Origin of the sequence: Cobetia sp. MC34 (genome assembly GCF_018340035.1) — a bacterium.
GTDB lineage: Bacteria > Pseudomonadota > Gammaproteobacteria > Pseudomonadales > Halomonadaceae > Cobetia > Cobetia amphilecti.
Genome location: NZ_JADPPY010000007.1, coordinates 50,100 through 67,063 on the forward strand (window position 1 = coordinate 50,100; position 16,964 = coordinate 67,063).

Genomic DNA, 16,964 nt, shown 5'->3' on the forward strand with positions numbered 1-16,964 from the left:
CCGCCTCCACTTCAATTCGTCATTGGTTACCATCTTTCAGGGAGTTACATGATGTCATCCAGTCAAGGGCCATGCCTCGTTCTCGAGAAGGATCGTCATATCGCCCGGGTCACCATCAACAACCCGCCGGCCAACACCTGGACGGAAGCGTCCTTGATCGAGCTGGAGCAGCTGCTCGACGAGCTGGAGGGCGATGGCAGCGTGAGTGCGGTGGTGATCACCGGTGAGGGCGACAAGTTCTTCTCCGCCGGCGCCGATCTCAAGACCTTCGCCGATGGTGACAAGGGCGTCGCCGCCACCATGGCGCGTCGTTTCGGGCTGGCCTTCGAGCGGCTGGCCAACTTCCCGGGCGTGACGATCGCCGCCGTCAACGGCTACGCGATGGGCGGCGGGCTCGAGTGCGCGCTGGCCTGTGACATGCGTATCGTCGAGCGGCAGGCCAGGCTGGCACTGCCGGAGGCCAAGGTGGGGCTGTTGCCGTGTGCGGGCGGCACCCAGCACCTGCCGTGGCTGGTCGGCGAAGGCTGGGCCAAGCGCATGATCCTGTGTGGTGAACAGGTGGATGCCGAGACCGCCGGTCGCATCGGGCTGGCCGAAGAGGTGGTCGAGACCGGCCAGAGCTTCGAGCGCGCGCTGGCGATCGCCGAGAGCGTCGCCAACCAGAGCCCGAGCGCGGTGGCACGCTGCAAGGCATTGATCATGTCGTCGCGCCATCGCGGCATGAGCGATGGCCTGCGCATGGAGCGCGAGCTGTTCGTCGAGCTGTTCGATGACCCCAACCAGAAGGAAGGCGTGAGCGCCTTCCTCGAGAAGCGTGCACCGCAGTGGGTCTCGCGTCAGGAAGAGGTGACGGGAGGAGGGCGCTCATGAGCCAGATAGAAGGTGTCACCGCCAAGGCCGCGACCGATGTCGAGGCGCCCGTGGTGTTCGAGACGCGTCGCGCCCGCGACGGCAAGCAGCTGGGAATCATGCGCCTGAACGCGCCGCGCTCGCTGAATGCGCTGTCGCTGGCCATGATCGAGCGCATCGAGGCGCAGCTGGATGCCTGGGAGCTGGACAGCAGCATCGCCATGGTGTGGCTGGAAGGCGCCGGCGAGCGTGCGCTGTGTGCCGGTGGCGATATCGTGGCGCTCTATCAGGCGATGACCACGGCGCCTGCCAACGAAGGCGCAGACCCCCTCGAGGCGCTGGATGATTTCTTCGCCACCCGCTACTTCACCGCCGAATATCGGCTCGATCACCGCCTGCATACCTTCCCCAAGCCGCTGCTGGTATGGGGTGGCGGCATCGTGATGGGCGGCGGCATGGGGCTGTTCGCCGGCGGCTGTGAGCGTGTGGTCACCGAGAGTTCGCGACTGGCGATGCCGGAAGTCAGCATCGGTCTGTACCCGGATGTCGGTGCCAGCTGGCTGCTCAATCGCCTGCCGCGTGGCATCGGAGAATATCTCGGCGCGACCGGTGCGCAGCTGAATGCCCGCGATGCGCTGGATCTGGGGCTTGCGACACGCCTGATTCCCGATGAGCAGCGCGAGGCGCTCAAGCAGGCGCTGTGCGAGGGAGAATTCGGCCGTCACCCGTCGCGTCATCTGAGCCAGGTGTTGAGCGAGTTCGAGCGCCGTGAACTGGCGCCGCCAGGGCAGGTGCTGCCGCTCTTCGATCACCTTCAGCAGCTGGTCGCCGGGCGTGAAGTGTTGAAGGCCTGCCAGCGAATCATTGATGACCCCCAGGCGCGCAGTGACTGCAATGCGTGGCTGAACGCCAACCGCGAGCGTCTGCTGGCCGGCTGCCCCAGTTCACCGCATCTGGTATTTCGCATGCTGGGGCGCCATCGCCACTCCTCGCTGGCGGAGGCCTTCCGCGACGAGCTGACCCTGTCGGTGCGCTGCTGCATGGGCACCGAGCTTGCCGAAGGGGTGCGCGCCCTGCTGATCGACAAGGACAAGCAGCCGCAGTGGGCCTATGCCTCGATCGCCCAGGTCTCCGAGGAATACATCGACGGCTTCTTCGCGCCGCTGTGGGAAGAGGATGAGCATCCGCTGATGGACCTCTGAGCGCACTTTTCAGTTCAGGCGGCAGGCGCAGGCTTGCCGCCGGACGCCAATGACAACAAGAATCTGTTCACAAGGAAGCATTGCCATGACATCCATCGGTTTCATCGGACTCGGCAACATGGGCGGGCCCATGGCGCTCAATCTGGTCAAGGCTGGCCATGCGGTAAGGGTCTTCGATCTGGTCGAGTCGGCCATGAGCGAGCTGGTCGAGGCGGGCGCCACCCGTGCGGCATCTCCCGGAGAGGTCGTCGAGGGTGTCGAGGTGTTGATCAGCATGCTGCCGGCCGGTCAGCACGTGCGAAAGCTCTATCTGGGTGACAAGGAGGACGGTGCGGGTGGCCTCCTGGCCGCGCTCGACGCCTCGGTGCTGGTGATCGACGCCTCGACCATCGCGCCGGATGACGCCCGTCTGGTCGCGCGCCACGCCGCCGAGCGTGGCATCACCTTCATGGATGCTCCGGTGTCCGGCGGGGTCGGGGGTGCACGTGCCGGTACGCTGAGCTTCATCGTCGGCGGTGAGGCGGACGGCTATGCGCGTGCCGTGCCGCTGCTGGAAGTGATGGGCAAGAATCTGTTCCATGCCGGCCCGGCCGGCAGCGGCCAGGTCGCCAAGATCTGCAACAACATGCTGCTGGGCATCCTGATGAGCGGCACCGCCGAGGCGCTGGCGCTGGGGGTCAAGAACGGGCTGGACCCGGCCGTGCTCTCGGAGGTGATGAAGCAGTCATCCGGCGGCAACTGGGCGCTCAACGTCTACAATCCCTGGCCCGGCGTGATGGAAGCCGCGCCGGCCTCCAATGATTATCAGGGCGGTTTCCTGGTCGATCTGATGACCAAGGATCTTGGCCTTGCCTGGGAGATGGCGCTGGGCTCGAAATCGGCGGTGCCAATGGGCTCCCAGGCGCGTAATCTGTTCGTCCAGCATGCCGCCCAGGGCGCAGGACGCCTCGATTTCTCGAGCATCCAGCGCTTCTATCGCTGTGGCGAGGCGGATGCGTGAGCTGTCACGCCGCCAGCCGCTGACATGCACCCCGAGGACAACATCATCTGCAAGGAGCACCCCATGATTCGACCGGTCAGTGAGCTGGTAGCCGCCGCCGAGACGGAGATCGAGACCCTGTCGCCCCGCGAGCTGCGCGAGGCGCTGGAAGAGGCCCGCGCCGGCGGCACGCCGCTGACGCTGGTGGACATCCGCGATGTGCGTGAGCTGGAGCGGGAAGGGCGCATCCCCGGCGCCATCCACGCGCCGCGCGGCATGCTGGAGTTCTGGGTCGACCCGGCCTCGCCCTATCACCGCGCCGACTTCGCACGCGAGGGGCGCTATGTGCTGTTCTGTGCCGGCGGGCTGCGCTCGGCGCTGGCCACCAAGTCGCTCAAGGACATGGGCTTCGGGCCGGTGGCCCATCTGGGGGGCGGCTTCGCGGCCTGGCGTGAGGCGGGCGGAGAGGTCGTCTCACCCTTCATGCAGGGCAACTGACGCAGCGCGGGGAGGCTCGACGCGATCCAGCGTTGCCCCTCACCTGACACGCTGATGCTTTACACTGTTCGGCCCCGCTGGCGCCTCGCCGGTCGGGGTCGTTTTCTGTCCGGAGCCTGTATGTCTGACCCTGATACCCCTGCCACCCCCAGACGTGCCTCGTCTCGGCGTGGCACGCGCGATCTGGTGCGTGACCCGATCGCCTCGACGCTGGCGCGCATGACGGGGCCGGTGATCGGCGGCATCGTCACCATGATGCTGTTCAACCTGGTGGATGCCTGGTTCATCGCCCAGCTGGGCACGCCGGAGCTGGCGGCGGTGACCATGACTTTCCCGGTCACCTTCGGCGTGATCAGCATCGCCATCGGTCTGTCCATCGGCACCACCGCGGTGGTGGGGCGCCGGCTGGGGCGAGGCGAGCTCGAGACCGTCAAGGCGCGCACCACGGATTCCAGTCTGCTGGGGCTGCTGCTGGGGCTGGTGATGCTGGTGCTTGGGCTTGCCAGCATCGAGCCGCTGTTCGGGCTGCTGGGGGCCGATGACACCCTGATGCCGCATATCCGCGATTACATGCAGGTGTGGTATTTCGGCGCGCCCTTCGTGTTGCTGCCGCGTGTGCTGGCCAGCGTGCTGCGCGCCGAGGGCAATACGCTGGTGCCCTCGCTGGTGATGGCGGCGGCGGGGGTGCTCAATGCGCTGCTCGACCCGCTGCTGATCTTCGGCATCGGTGACTGGCAGGGCATGGGCGTGGCGGGCGCGGCGCTGGCCACGGTGCTGTCGTGGCTGGCGCTGACACTGGGCTTGCTGGCATTGCCACTGCTGCGCGCGCGGCTCGATTTCCGTCACCTGAGCGTGACGCGGCTGGTGACGTCATGGCGAGAGGTCGGGGCGATCGGCCTGCCTGCCGCGCTGACCAGCGTGATGACGCCGATTGCCACCGCGCTGGTCACGCGTATCGTCAGTCAGCATGGTCACGCGGCGGTGGCGGCTTACGGTATCGGCTCGCGCATCGAGTCGCTGGCGCTGATTCTGGTGCTGGCGCTGTCCATGACGCTCTCGCCCTTCATCAGCCAGAACGACGGTGCCGGGCAGCAGAAGCGTGTATGGCGCGCCATCCACGGTGTGCTGGCCTTCATTCTCGCCTGGCAGCTGGTGGTCTGGTTGGGGCTCGGGCTGGGCGGCGAGTGGATCGCGGCGCGTTTCGCCGAGAGCCAGGAGGTCGCGGGACTGGTCAGCACCTATCTGTGGCTGATACCCGCCGCCCTCGGGGCCCAGGGCGTGATCATTCTCGCCAATTCCAGCCTCAATGCGCTGCACAAGCCGCGCCGCGCGATGATGCTCTCGCTGGTGCGTCTGTTCGCCTTGCTGGTGCCGCTGGCCTGGCTTGGCGGCGCCCTGTATGGCGTGATCGGTATCTTTGCCGGGGTGGCGACAAGTTACCTGTTGATGGGCGGCATCAGTTATCTGGCGCTGCGCTCGGTCCTCAGGCAGCGCGCCTGAGCCTGGTAGAGAGACAGTCGTCGTGACGAAAAAGCCGCCGTGACCCGAGAGGGGACGGCGGCTTTTTCATGTCTGGCTTTCAGTGCCTTAGGCGGCTGTTGCCCAGTGCCTTAGGCGTCTGTTTTCCAGTGCCTTAAGCGTCTTCGTACTTGCACAGATAGGCGGATTCGACCGTAGTGCGCACCTCGAAGCTCTGGTTGGCTTCGACGATGAAGCTTTCACCGGCGGCGAGCTGATACCACTCTTCCGCGCCCGGTAGCAGTACCTGCATGTCGCCGCTGATCAGGGTCATGTATTCGCGTTGGCTGGTGGCGAACACGAATTCGCCGATGGCCATCACGCCGACCGTGGCAGGAAGGTCTGCGCTCTGGAAGGCGATGGAGGCCACCTGGCCGTCGAAGTAGTGGTTGGTGTTGAACATGGGAGGATTTCCTGGGTGAGTAGCGGTGTTGTTGTGGTCGATGTCTGTCGTCGTGGTCGACGTGTGTTGTTGTGTTCGACGTGTGTTGTTGTGTTCGACTTGTGATGATCTGGCGTCGGGTCAGCGCGGTGAGAAGCGGCGTGCCAGGCCGGTCTCGGCGATCATGCGTGTCGAGATCTCTTCGATCGAGAAACGCGTGGTATCGATGTAGGGCACCTTGGAGCGGCGGAAGAGCGCCTCGGTCTGCTCGACTTCCTGCAGACACTGATCGATCGAGCAGTAGCGGCTGTTGGGGCGACGCTCGGTGCGGATGGCGGCCAGACGGCGCGGGTCGATGGTCAGCCCGAACAGCTTGTGACGGTATTGCGCCAGTGAAGCGGGCATCTTGAGGGTGCCGGACTCGTCCAGATCATCCTCGGTCAGCGGGTAGTTGGCCGCGCGGATGCCGAACTGCAGCGCCAGATATAGCGAGGTCGGGGTCTTGCCGCAGCGTGAGACGCCGATGAGGATGACGTCGGCCTTGTCGTATTGATGCGTGCGCGCGCCATCATCGTTGTCGAGGGCGAAATGCACCGAATCGATGCGATTCATGTAGACGTCGTCCTGCCCGATGGAATGGGTCTTGCCGACGCTGTAGGACGAGTGGGTGTCCAGTTCCTCTTCCAGCGGCTTGAGGAAGGTCGAGAAGATGTCGACCTTGAAGCCGGAGGATTCGGAGATGATGTCGCGGATGTTCTGGTCGACGATGGTGTCGATGATGATCGGGCGCTCGCCGTCATTGGCATGCGCGCTCTCGATGGCCTTGACCAGTGCCGTCGCCTTTTCGGCCGAATCGATGTAGGGCTTGGTCACCATGCGGATGTCGGTATTCTCGAACTGGGCGAGCAGACTGCGTCCCAGCGTCTCGGCGGTGATGCCGGTGCCATCGGAAATGAAGAAGGCGGTTCGGGTCATGACGGGCACTCGTGAAGAACGAATCGAAGACACCAGCCCGCTCAGGCTGTTGCCCCGTGAAGACCCCAAGTGTCGGTGTTCACTGTCGAGCTTGCAATATCCGGTACAGGGCCAGTGGCGCGATATGAGAAATCCCGTGTTCCCGTTCTCTGCAAAAGCGCCTCATGACTACATTCCTGTAGCGGCCGTTCCTGGCTTGTCGACATGTTCGCCGACGATGGCGACAGAACGTCTGAAACAGGCTCAGGGTTGTAGTCCTCCTCCACTGACTAGCCGGTTAGACCAATGGCTAATACCAGAGAGAGCTTGTTAGGGTGGCGTCATTGCTGAACGGAAGGCGGTTCATCGTCCTCCATCGGTCATTCGTTTCCATCCATTGGTACCAGGGGGTTCCCTTGTCACAGCAAGCCACATCCGAATACGTCGTCGATTTCGATCAGCTCGGCATGAACGATGTTGATCGCGTTGGCGGCAAGAACGCCTCGCTCGGTGAGATGATCTCCAATCTGGCCGATGCCGGTGTCACCGTGCCCGGCGGCTTTGCGACTACCTCCTATGCCTATCGCGAGTTTCTGGCCCACGAAGGCCTCGACAAGCGTATCAATGCCGCCCTCGATGCCCTCGATGTGGACGACGTGGTCGAACTGGCACGCGTCGGTGCCGAGATTCGTCAGTGGATCATCGACACGCCGCTGCCGCCGGCCTTCGAAGCCGAGATGGAACGTGCCTACGCCGAGCTTCAGGCCAGGCACCCGAACCTGAAGGTCGCCGTGCGCTCCTCCGCCACCGCGGAAGATCTGCCGGATGCCTCCTTCGCCGGTCAGCAGGAAACCTTCCTCAACATCGAAGGCTTCGACAACATCAAGCGTGCGGTTCACGAGGTGTTCGCGTCACTGTTCAACGACCGCGCCATCTCCTACCGCGTGCACAAGGGCTTCGATCACTCACTGGTCGCGCTGTCTGCCGGCGTACAGAAGATGGTGCGCTCCGAGACGGCCGCTTCCGGCGTGATGTTCACCCTGGACACCGAATCCGGCTACCGCGACGCCGTCTTCGTCACCGGCTCCTGGGGCCTGGGCGAGACCGTGGTGCAGGGCGCGGTCAATCCTGACGAGTTCTACGTCCACAAGACCACGCTGGCCGCCGGCCGCCCGGCGGTACTGCGCCGCAACCTGGGCTCCAAGCTGATCAAGATGGTCTACACCGACGACACCAGTGCGGGTCGCTCCGTCGAGACCGTCGACGTGCCGGTGCCGGACCGTCACCGTTTCTGCATCAGCGATGCCGATGTCGAGGCACTGGCGCGCCAGGCCATGATCATCGAGAAGCACTACCAGCGTCCGATGGACATCGAATGGGCGCGTGATGGTGACGACGGCAAGCTCTACATCGTCCAGGCGCGTCCGGAAACGGTCGTCAGCCAGGAAGAGGGCGGCAACCTCGAGCGCTTCCAGCTGCGCGAGAAGGGCCGCACCCTGGTCACCGGGCGTGCCATCGGCCAGCGTATCGGCCAGGGCGCAGTACGCGTGATCGACAACCCGGAGCAGATGGACAAGGTGCAGGTCGGCGACGTGCTGGTCACCGACATGACCGATCCGGACTGGGAGCCGGTCATGAAGCGCGCCTCCGCCATCGTCACCAACCGTGGCGGACGTACCTGCCACGCGGCGATCATCGCGCGTGAGCTGGGCATTCCGGCCGTGGTCGGCTGTGGCGACGCGACCTCGGTGCTCGCCGAAGGCCGCGAAGTGACGGTCTCCTGCGCCGAAGGCGATACCGGTCACGTCTATGACGGTATCCTCAACTTCGATCGCACCGTCACCAGCGTCAACGAGATGCCGGAGATTCCGTTCAAGATCATGATGAACGTCGGCAACCCGGACCGCGCCTTCAGCTTCTCGCGTCTGCCGAATGCCGGCGTGGGCCTGGCGCGTCTGGAGTTCATCATCAACCGCATGATCGGCGTGCACCCCAAGGCGCTGCTCGACTACGCCACCCTGCCCATCGATCTGCAGCAGACCATCGATGCGCGCACCGCCGGCTACGCAAGCCCGGTCGACTTCTACGTCGACAAGCTGGTCGAGGGCATCTCCACCCTGGCAGCCGCCTTCCATCCGCAGAAGGTCATCGTGCGCATGTCGGACTTCAAGTCCAACGAGTACGAGAACCTGATCGGCGGCAAGATGTACGAGCCGGGCGAAGAGAACCCGATGCTGGGCTTCCGTGGCGCCTCGCGCTACGTGTCCGACACCTTCCGCGACTGCTTCGATCTGGAATGCCGTGCCCTCAAGCGCGTGCGTGACGAGATGGGGCTGACCAACGTCGAGATCATGGTGCCCTTCGTGCGTACCACCGGCGAGGCGGAGCAGGTCATCAAGCTGCTGGGCGAGAATGGTCTGGTGCGTGGCGAGAACGGCCTGCGCGTCATCATGATGTGCGAGCTGCCGACCAACGCGCTGCTGGCGGATCAGTTCCTCGAGCACTTCGATGGCTTCTCCATCGGCTCCAACGACCTGACCCAGCTGACCCTGGGGCTGGATCGCGACTCCGGCATCGTCGCTCACCTCTTCGATGAGCGTAACCCGGCGGTCAAGCAGCTGATGTCGATGGCGATCCGTGCCTGCAAGGCGCAGGGCAAGTACGTCGGCATCTGTGGTCAGGGCCCGTCGGACCATCCGGAGCTGGCCAAGTGGCTGATGGAAGAGGGCATCGACAGCGTCTCCCTCAACCCGGATTCCGTGCTGGAAACCTGGTTCATGCTGGCGGACAAGGAGCTGGTGTAACCCAGACTCCCCAGGATGGTGACCTGACGCGCTGAGGCGCAGACGGTCGTTGTCACCCAGGGCGCCCATCGCACTCAATGTGCGGTGGGCGCTTTTCGTTTCGTGCCTGAAACCTGAATGATTGGTCAGCTCAGGTGTTAGACCAATGGGGGGGAAAGCAGCACAAAGACGTCAGTTGGTAACAAATAGCAACAAAATGATCTCGATTGCGCGACTAAATGATTATCTTTCTACCTTATGTAAAAAAGGCAGTCATTTATAATCCCAGCCACCCCGCTGACCACAATATCCATGGTGACTATGACGGCAGGCCTCACCGGTAGCCAGCACTGCGGTGGCACGCAACAACCGACCTTTCAGACACAATCCAAGGTAGTCGTAACGTGAAACAGTCTTTATGGAAAAACATCGGCGTCCAGGTAGTCATCGCCATGATCCTGGGTGCAGGTGTCGGGGCGTACATGGGCGAAGACGCCTCGATGTTCGCGCCACTGGGAGAGCTGTTCATTCACCTGATCAAGATGCTGGTCGTGCCGCTGATCGCGGTCTCCATCGTGTCGGGAGCCGCCAATCTGGGCGACAGCCCTTCTGCCGGCAAGATCGGCATCTCCACCTTCGCCTTCTTCATGCTGACCTCTGCCGTGGCCGTGATGCTGGCGCTGGTAATGGGGCATGTCTTCCAGCCGGGCAGCGGAGTGGACCTGGAAAGCGCCAAGGGCATGTTCTCCAATGCCTACGCTGACAAGGGCAGCGTGCCGGGCGTGATGGACACCATTCTGGGCATGGTGCCGACCAATATCTTCGGTGCACTCACCGATGCCAATATCCTGCAGATTCTGGTGTTCTGCCTGTTCCTCGGCATTGGCCTGTCCAAGACCGGTGAGCGTGGCAAGCCGCTGATCGAAGGCCTGAACACCGTCATCGAAGCCTTCGTGTGGATGATCAACGTGGTGATGCTGATCGCGCCGATCGGCGTCTTCGGCCTGATGGCGGACGCCGTCGGCACCTTCGGCTTCGATGTACTGACGCTGGTGATGAAGCTGTTCCTCGTTTACATGGGCGCCATCCTCATCTACGGCTTCGTGTTCTACCCGCTGGTGGTCAAGTTCGGCTCTGACGTGCCGCTGGGCCGCTTCATGTCCGCGATGAAGAAGCCGCAGGCCGTCGCGCTGTCCACGGCGTCCTCCATGGCGACCCTGCCGGTCAACATGGAAGTCTGCGAGAAGGAGCTGGGCCTCAAGAACGCCACCTCTGCCTTCGTGCTGCCGCTGGGCGCGACCATCAACATGAGCGGCAATGCCATCTATTACGGGCTGGTGGCGATGTTCTTCGCCCAGGTCTTCAATGTCGACCTCGGCTTCTCCGCCTACGCCGCCATCGTGTTCACCGCGACTCTGGGTGCCATCGGTCAGGCCGGGGTGCCGGGGCCGTCCTTCCTGGTGGTCGCCGTACTGCTGGCCGCCGGTATTCCCATCGAGGGCCTGCCGCTGCTGTTCGCGCTGGATCGTATCTTCGACATGACGCGCACCGCGCTCAACATCACCGGTGACGCTGCCTGCGCCGCCGTGGTGGACCGCTTCGCGCGTGCCGATGATGCGGCTGCGGCCTCTCAGGCCAGTGCTCAAGCCGGCTCACAGACCGACTCATCCAACGTAGAGCCTGCCAGCACTCGCTGAGTCCGCGACTTTGAACGCGAAACGCCCCCGCAACCTGCCTGGTTGCGGGGGCGTTTTCATTGCGGCGTGCACCGCGGCGCGAGACGGCGACTCAGGGAGTCGGCTGGGTACGGATCAGCGCTTCCTTGGCGGTGATGACGCCATTGTTGTCGGCGTAGAGATAGTCGCCCGGCACGATGGTGACGCCGGCGAAGGTGACCGGGATATCGCGCTGGCCTTCGCCGCGCTTGATGCTGGGTCGCGGGTAGCAGCCCAGTGCCTGCACGCCGAGATTGGTGGCGTGGATCTCATCCACATCGCGGATGCAGCCATACATGATCACGCCGGCCCAGCCACTCTTGGCGGCCTGTTCGGCGAGCATGTCGCCCAGCATGGCGCAGCGCATCGAGCCGCCGGCATCGACGACCAGGACGCGGCCTGCGCCGGGTTCCGCGACGGCTTCCTTGACCAGCGAGTTGTCCTCGAAGCACTTGATGGTCACGACTTCGCCGCCGAAGGACTCGACGCCGCCGTAGTTGATGAACAGTGGCTCGAGCACCTGCACGTCGGGGAACTCATCGCAGAGGTCGGGGGTGGAGATGGGATGCGTCATGTCGGATTCCTTGTGCTGGGCGGCCGGGGCAGGCCGCTTGAGGGACGGAGCGCTTTGATTGCTGCAATGCCACAACCCCGAGAATGCCCGATACGCCAGGGCTTTGCATCTGTGCGAAGGGCTAAGCGGGCCTCGGGCACGCGCAAGCGGGGGGAGCGGGAAGGTCATGAGGACATGTTGCTGACTGGCGACGTGACAAGTAGTCAAAACGCCACTCTTGAAACACTGTTCTATATCTACCACGATGCTCCTGCAACCCATGACAGGCGCGGTCTTGCCGTCAGTACCTGGCCGGCAGCTGCCTGTGCCGCCCATTGGATCAAGGAGCAATACATGAGCAAGTCACGTCTTCTGGCCGCCCCGTTGGCTACCGTTTCCTTCGCCGCTCTCGCTCTGGCGCTCAGTGGTCATGCTCAGGCGGCAGGCAATGCCAACGAAGGGCTCTACATCGGTGCCGGTACCGGCTTCTCCAGCCTTGAGAACGATGATTCCGATGAGGCCGGTGACTTCATCGAATCCGGCAGCGATGACTTCGATGTGGATGATGACGACAACGTCTACAAGGCCTTCGTGGGCTATCAGTACAATCCGTACTTCGCCACTGAGGCCTTCTACACCGACCTGGGGACTGTCCAGCTCAAGGGCAATGACTTCAGCAATACCGATCTCGAGTCCAAGGCCTACGGTGTCAACGTGGTGGGTATCCTGCCCATCGGTCAGTACTTCTCGCTGTTCGCCAAGGCGGGGATGGCCAAGTGGGAAACCGATGTCGATGGCAATCTGGGCAATTCCAGTGTCGATCTGAAGGACAACGACGGCTTTGATCCGGTCTATGGTGCCGGTGCACAGGTCAATCTGGACCCGTTCCTGATCCGTGCCGAGTACGAGCGCTATGACTTCGACAGCGATTATCAGGTGGATGCCTTCACCGCCTCGGTCGGCTACAAGTTCTGAGGCAGGGCGCTTGCGCCTACTGAGCTTGTCGCAGGCATGAAAAAACGGGCCGTCCCTTGAGGGGCGGCCCGTTTCGTTGTCTGGCATGACACCAGTTGGCATGACGCCAATTGCTGCTGTCAGAGGGGAGTCATGCAGTGGTGCATGACTCCCCGCCTGATCAGGCTTCCTGGGTGACCGGAATCACGTTGGAAGCGGCGTTCTGGAACTCTTCGATCTCATGGAAGTTCAGGTAGCGATAGATCTCGCCCGCCATGGCATCGAATTCGCCCATGTAGCCCTGATATTCCTCGACGGTCGGCAGACGACCGACCACGGCCGCGATGGCCGCAAGCTCGGCAGAGGCCAGGAAGACGTTGGCGCCGTCGCCCAGACGGTTCGGGAAGTTGCGCGTGGAGGTGGACACCACGGTGGACTTGGCGGCCACACGTGCCTGGTTACCCATGCACAGTGAGCAGCCCGGCATTTCCATGCGCGCGCCGGCACGGCCGTAGATGCCGTAGTAGCCTTCCTCGGTCAGCTGGTGCTGGTCCATCTTGGTCGGCGGTGCCAGCCACAGCTTGGTCTTCAGGCTACCGGCCGGCTGTTTCTCGAGCAGCTTGCCTGCGGCGCGGAAGTGACCGATGTTGGTCATGCACGAGCCGATGAAGACTTCGTCGATCTTCTGACCGGCGACGTCGGACAGCAGGCGGGCATCGTCGGGGTCGTTCGGCGCGCACAGCACCGGCTGATCGATCTCGGCGAGGTCGATCTCGATGATCTCGGCGTATTCGGCGTCCTTGTCGGCACGCATCTGGCTCGGGTTGGCCAGCCACTCTTCCATGCCCGCGATACGACGCTCGATGGTACGGGCATCGCCGTAACCGTTGGCGATCATCCACTTGAGCAGGGTGATGTTGGACTTCAGGTACTCGGTCACGCTCTCGTCGGACAGCGTGATGGTACAACCGGCGGCGGAACGCTCGGCAGAGGCGTCGGAGAGCTCGAATGCCTGTTCAGCCGTCAGATCTTCCAGACCTTCGATTTCCAGAATGCGGCCAGAGAAGGCGTTCTTCTTGTTGGCCTTGTCGACGGTCAGCAGGCCCTGCTTGATGGCGTACAGCGGGATGGCGTGGACCAGGTCACGCAGGGTGATGCCCGGACGACGTTCGCCCTTGAAGCGCACCAGGATGGATTCCGGCATGTCCAGCGGCATCACGCCAGTGGCGGCGGCGAAGGCCACCAGGCCAGAACCCGCCGGGAAGGAGATGCCCATCGGGAAGCGGGTGTGGGAATCACCACCGGTGCCGACGGTGTCCGGCAGCAGCATGCGGTTCAGCCACGAGTGGATGATGCCGTCGCCCGGACGCAGGGAGACGCCGCCGCGGTTCATGATGAAGTCGGGCAGGGTGTGGTGAGTCTCGACGTCGACCGGCTTCGGGTAGGCAGCGGTGTGGCAGAAGGACTGCATCACCAGGTCGGCCTGGAAGCCCAGACATGCCAGATCCTTCAGCTCGTCGCGGGTCATCGGGCCAGTGGTGTCCTGGGAGCCGACGGTGGTCATCTTCGGCTCGCAGTACATGCCCGGACGCACGCCTTCCAGGTTGCAGGCCTTGCCGACCATCTTCTGTGCGAGGGTGAAGCCCTTGCCGGTGTCCTTCGGCTGTTCCGGCAGGCGGAAGACGTCAGAGGCCTCCAGCCCCAGCTCGGTACGCGCCTTGTCGGTCAGACCGCGACCGATGATCAGCGGGATACGGCCGCCAGCACGCACTTCGTCCAGCAGGACCTGAGTCTTGAGGGAGAAGGTGGAGATGACTTCGTCGGTGTCGTGACGGCAGACCTTGCCTTCGTACGGGTAGATGTCGATGACATCGCCCATGGCCATCTTCTCGACGTCCATCTCGATGGGCAGGGCGCCGGCATCTTCCATGGTGTTGAAGAAGATCGGCGCGATCTTGTTGCCGATGCAGAAACCGCCGGCGCGCTTGTTGGGCACGAACGGGATGTCGTCGCCGAAGAACCACAGCACGGAGTTGGTGGCGGACTTGCGTGAGGAACCGGTGCCGACCACGTCACCGACGTAGGCGACCGGGAAGCCCTTGGCCTTCACTTCCTCGATCTGGGCCAGCGGGCCGACGACGCCATCTTCCTGCGGGTTGATGCCTTCACGCGGGTTCTTGAGCATCGCGTTGGCGTGCAGCGGGATGTCCGGACGTGACCAGGCGTCAGGCGCCGGAGACAGGTCATCGGTGTTGGTCTCGCCCGGCACCTTGAAGACGGCCAGCGAGATCTTCTCGGCCAGCGCCGGCTTGGACAGGAACCATTCGGCGTCGGCCCAGGATTGCAGCACGGCCTGGGCGACGGCGTTGCCGGCCTTGGCGCGGTCAGCGACATCGTGGAAGGCGTCGAACATCAGCAGGGTGTGCTTGAGCTGTTCGCCGGCTTCCTTGGCCAGGCTTTCGTCGTCCAGCAGCTCGACCAGCGTGGCGATGTTGTAGCCGCCCTGCATGGTGCCGAGCAGCTTGACGGCATGTGTCTTGTCGATCAGCGGAGAAGCGGCTTCGCCACGTACGATGGCGGTCAGGAAGCCAGCCTTGACGTAAGCGGCTTCATCAACGCCCGGGGGAATGCGATTGGTGAACAGATCGAGGATGAACTCTTCTTCACCGGCCTGCGGATTCTTGAGCAGTTCGACCAGCTCGGCGGTCTGCTCGGCAGTCAGCGGCTTTGCCGGGATGCCCTGCTGGGCGCGTTCTTCAACCTGTTGACGGTAGGCTTCAAGCACGTGGGAGACCCTCATCTGTAATCGTGTCGAAATGCGCGGGCCAGTCGTCTTGAAGACGCAGGGCGGGGCACCTCGAGGCTTCTTGCGGGTAATTCAAGCGTCTTATTGCGAGCGAATCAGGCGCTACGGGGCGAATGCGAGTCTACTCAACTTTGTCGACAATGTTAAGGAGCGCCCAGTGGCGGGGGCTGAGACTTTGGTCGCCTATTGCGGCATAACATTCTGATATTTCATCTGATTGTCAGGAAATCACGCTGAGCAAACACTATGCGGCAACCCTGATGACGCGCTGATGACGCCCAGCGCGGTGCTGAGGCGAGGCCCTTTGGGCACCGACGGCGCGATGCTGTCGGCTCTCAGGTACGCACGGTATGATGGGGGTTACCCCGAATCACACTTTCCGCCTCCCCCGAGGGCAACATGAGCCGTATTCTTTCTCCTTGCGTAGGTGTCTGCTCCACTACGGTCGGCGATAGCGTCTGTCGCGGCTGCCAGCGTCATGATCATGAGATCCTGGCCTGGTTCGGCTATGACAGTGACCAGCGCGCCGAGCGCATGCTGGCACTGGACGAGCTGCGCAGTCAGGTCGCCGCCCGCTGGCTGCGCGTCGCCGATGACGCCATGCTGGTCGAGCAGCTGACCCGCCATCGCATCCGTTTCCGTGCCGATCAGTCGGCGCTGTCACGCGCCGTTGAGCTGCTGCGCGTCGGGCGCACCCGCATCGAGGACCTGTCGGCATATGGCATCGCACCACTGGCCCATGCGCGAGAACTTGAGCCCGAACAGCTTTTTGCCCATATAAACGGTGAAATCATGGTGGAAGCGGCAAAGCGTGCCGATAATGATATGAACTCCGTCGTTGAGGTGTCTCCTGTCAGTCAGCAGCAGACGCAAGCGAGCGAGACAAAAGACTGACGTGACAATGAATTCAATGACCGACGTGACCGAGCGCAATGTGATTGCGCCTGAGCAGAGCAAGCAGCATGATGATGTTCATGCTGGCCAGTATGGCGAGAGTGAGGCTGGGGCGCGCGTGATCGCAGCGTCGCAGGGACCAAGCGATGAAGATACCGATGCCTTGCTGCCGGCGTCGCTGCTGGCCTTTCTGCCCTGCAGGACGCCCCTGAGCTGGGTCGAGGCGGCGCTTGAGAATCCGGAGCTGTTGCTGATCGACCATGCGCAGTGCGAGAAGAAAGCCGCCTCCACCGCCATGAGCCTGATGTACCGCTACGTGAACCGGCCACTGCTGTTGACCAAGATGTCACAGCTGGCGCGCGAAGAGCTGCTGCACTTCGAGCAGGTGGTCGGGCTGATGCAGAAGCGGGGCATCGTCTATCGGCATATCAAGGCCTCGCGCTATGCCGAAGCCCTGCGCCAGCAGGTCAGGGACGAAGACCCGCAACGCCTGGTGGACATCCTGCTGATCGGCGCCCTGATAGAGGCAAGGTCGTGTGAGCGCTTCGCGCGCCTCATCCCGTATCTGGAACCAGAGCTTGCAAAGTTCTATCGCACTTTGGTTAAGTCAGAAGGACGTCACTATGAGGATTACCTCATGTTGGCAGAGCAATACACCAATGAACCACTGGAACCCCGTCTCGCGGTGCTACGTGAAGTGGAACGAGAGCTGATCGAAACCCCCGATGCTGTCTTCCGCTTCCACAGTGGTCAGCCGAGCGCACGACGGGCAGCGCGCGCCTCGGCCAGGATGGGTCGGGACGCGATGGGTCAAGGCACGAGAGACTAAGGCAAGGATCAAGGACAGGGGATCACCGGCGCCGTGGCAGGGCTGGCG

At 63.2% G+C, this 16,964-nt stretch carries 14 protein-coding genes; 10 read left to right on the plus strand and 4 right to left on the minus strand.

All coding sequences use genetic code 11. The features are described 5' to 3' along the window. Positions 1 to 51: 51 nt before the first annotated feature. The 5 genes from IZU87_RS05745 (at position 52) to IZU87_RS05765 (ending at position 5,028) form a co-directional block, all read left to right on the plus strand. Positions 52 to 870: an enoyl-CoA hydratase gene (locus IZU87_RS05745; protein WP_213113961.1), complete on the plus strand. Its 819-nt coding sequence runs from the start codon at positions 52 to 54 to the stop codon at positions 868 to 870. Further along, complete coding sequence (locus IZU87_RS05750; protein ID WP_213113962.1) at positions 867 to 2,051, plus strand: enoyl-CoA hydratase/isomerase family protein; 1,185 nt, start codon at positions 867 to 869, stop codon at positions 2,049 to 2,051. The genes IZU87_RS05745 and IZU87_RS05750 overlap by 4 nt, the downstream gene beginning before the upstream one ends. Positions 2,052 to 2,136: 85 nt before the next feature. After that, the gene (gene mmsB, locus IZU87_RS05755; protein ID WP_213113963.1) at positions 2,137 to 3,051 is read left to right on the plus strand and encodes a 3-hydroxyisobutyrate dehydrogenase; all 915 of its coding nucleotides are present in this window, start codon (positions 2,137 to 2,139) and stop codon (positions 3,049 to 3,051) included. Between the two features lie 63 nt (positions 3,052 to 3,114). Beyond that, positions 3,115 to 3,528, plus strand: a complete 414-nt coding sequence (locus IZU87_RS05760) for a rhodanese-like domain-containing protein (RefSeq protein ID WP_107336265.1) — start codon at positions 3,115 to 3,117, stop codon at positions 3,526 to 3,528. Between the two features lie 120 nt (positions 3,529 to 3,648). After that, complete coding sequence (locus IZU87_RS05765) at positions 3,649 to 5,028, plus strand: MATE family efflux transporter (protein ID WP_213113964.1); 1,380 nt, start codon at positions 3,649 to 3,651, stop codon at positions 5,026 to 5,028. Between the two features lie 133 nt (positions 5,029 to 5,161). On the opposite strand, the gene ppnP is transcribed toward IZU87_RS05765, so the two are convergent. Together ppnP and ppsR are read right to left on the minus strand one after the other, a co-directional pair. Further along, positions 5,162 to 5,449: a pyrimidine/purine nucleoside phosphorylase gene (gene ppnP, locus IZU87_RS05770; RefSeq protein ID WP_043331318.1), complete on the minus strand. Its 288-nt coding sequence runs from the start codon at positions 5,447 to 5,449 to the stop codon at positions 5,162 to 5,164. A 120-nt stretch (positions 5,450 to 5,569) separates the two neighbouring features. Next, on the minus strand, positions 5,570 to 6,403 hold the full coding sequence (gene ppsR / locus IZU87_RS05775) for a posphoenolpyruvate synthetase regulatory kinase/phosphorylase PpsR (RefSeq protein WP_043331317.1): 834 nt from the start codon (positions 6,401 to 6,403) through the stop codon (positions 5,570 to 5,572). Positions 6,404 to 6,798: 395 nt separating this feature from the next. Here ppsR and ppsA point away from each other — a divergent pair, with 395 nt between their 5' ends. Together ppsA and IZU87_RS05785 are read left to right on the plus strand one after the other, a co-directional pair. Continuing rightward, positions 6,799 to 9,186: a phosphoenolpyruvate synthase gene (ppsA, locus tag IZU87_RS05780; protein ID WP_043331316.1), complete on the plus strand. Its 2,388-nt coding sequence runs from the start codon at positions 6,799 to 6,801 to the stop codon at positions 9,184 to 9,186. Between the two features lie 383 nt (positions 9,187 to 9,569). Further along, the gene (locus tag IZU87_RS05785; protein WP_213113965.1) at positions 9,570 to 10,862 is read left to right on the plus strand and encodes a dicarboxylate/amino acid:cation symporter; all 1,293 of its coding nucleotides are present in this window, start codon (positions 9,570 to 9,572) and stop codon (positions 10,860 to 10,862) included. A gap of 91 nt (positions 10,863 to 10,953) precedes the next feature. Here the strand turns inward: IZU87_RS05785 and rraA are convergent, their stop codons facing one another. Next, on the minus strand, positions 10,954 to 11,454 hold the full coding sequence (gene rraA / locus IZU87_RS05790) for a ribonuclease E activity regulator RraA (protein WP_043331314.1): 501 nt from the start codon (positions 11,452 to 11,454) through the stop codon (positions 10,954 to 10,956). A 333-nt stretch (positions 11,455 to 11,787) separates the two neighbouring features. On the opposite strand from rraA, the gene IZU87_RS05795 reads away from it, so the two are divergent. Continuing rightward, complete coding sequence (locus IZU87_RS05795) at positions 11,788 to 12,408, plus strand: porin family protein (RefSeq protein WP_213113966.1); 621 nt, start codon at positions 11,788 to 11,790, stop codon at positions 12,406 to 12,408. A 160-nt stretch (positions 12,409 to 12,568) separates the two neighbouring features. Here IZU87_RS05795 and acnB read toward each other — a convergent pair whose 3' ends face one another. After that, positions 12,569 to 15,172, minus strand: a complete 2,604-nt coding sequence (acnB, locus tag IZU87_RS05800) for a bifunctional aconitate hydratase 2/2-methylisocitrate dehydratase (protein WP_043331313.1) — start codon at positions 15,170 to 15,172, stop codon at positions 12,569 to 12,571. Between the two features lie 420 nt (positions 15,173 to 15,592). On the opposite strand from acnB, the gene IZU87_RS05805 reads away from it, so the two are divergent. Beyond that, entirely contained in the window at positions 15,593 to 16,087 is a 495-nt protein-coding gene (locus tag IZU87_RS05805) for a DUF1289 domain-containing protein (protein WP_213113967.1), read from the plus strand. 16 nt (positions 16,088 to 16,103) lie between these two features. After that, complete coding sequence (locus IZU87_RS05810) at positions 16,104 to 16,916, plus strand: MiaE family protein (protein ID WP_213113968.1); 813 nt, start codon at positions 16,104 to 16,106, stop codon at positions 16,914 to 16,916. Positions 16,917 to 16,964: the final 48 nt, after the last annotated feature.

Bases quoted from the DNA above. Each gene is read 5' to 3' on its own strand.
- IZU87_RS05745 (WP_213113961.1), top strand. From the start codon at position 52: ATGTCATCCAGTCAAGGGCCATGCCTCGTTCTCGAGAAGGATCGTCAT.
- IZU87_RS05750 (WP_213113962.1), top strand. From the start codon at position 867: ATGAGCCAGATAGAAGGTGTCACCGCCAAGGCCGCGACCGATGTCGAG.
- mmsB (WP_213113963.1), top strand. From the start codon at position 2,137: ATGACATCCATCGGTTTCATCGGACTCGGCAACATGGGCGGGCCCATG.
- IZU87_RS05760 (WP_107336265.1), top strand. From the start codon at position 3,115: ATGATTCGACCGGTCAGTGAGCTGGTAGCCGCCGCCGAGACGGAGATC.
- IZU87_RS05765 (WP_213113964.1), top strand. From the start codon at position 3,649: ATGTCTGACCCTGATACCCCTGCCACCCCCAGACGTGCCTCGTCTCGG.
- ppnP (WP_043331318.1), bottom strand. From the start codon at position 5,449: ATGTTCAACACCAACCACTACTTCGACGGCCAGGTGGCCTCCATCGCC.
- ppsR (WP_043331317.1), bottom strand. From the start codon at position 6,403: ATGACCCGAACCGCCTTCTTCATTTCCGATGGCACCGGCATCACCGCC.
- rraA (WP_043331314.1), bottom strand. From the start codon at position 11,454: ATGACGCATCCCATCTCCACCCCCGACCTCTGCGATGAGTTCCCCGAC.
- IZU87_RS05795 (WP_213113966.1), top strand. From the start codon at position 11,788: ATGAGCAAGTCACGTCTTCTGGCCGCCCCGTTGGCTACCGTTTCCTTC.
- IZU87_RS05805 (WP_213113967.1), top strand. From the start codon at position 15,593: ATGAGCCGTATTCTTTCTCCTTGCGTAGGTGTCTGCTCCACTACGGTC.
- IZU87_RS05810 (WP_213113968.1), top strand. From the start codon at position 16,104: ATGACCGACGTGACCGAGCGCAATGTGATTGCGCCTGAGCAGAGCAAG.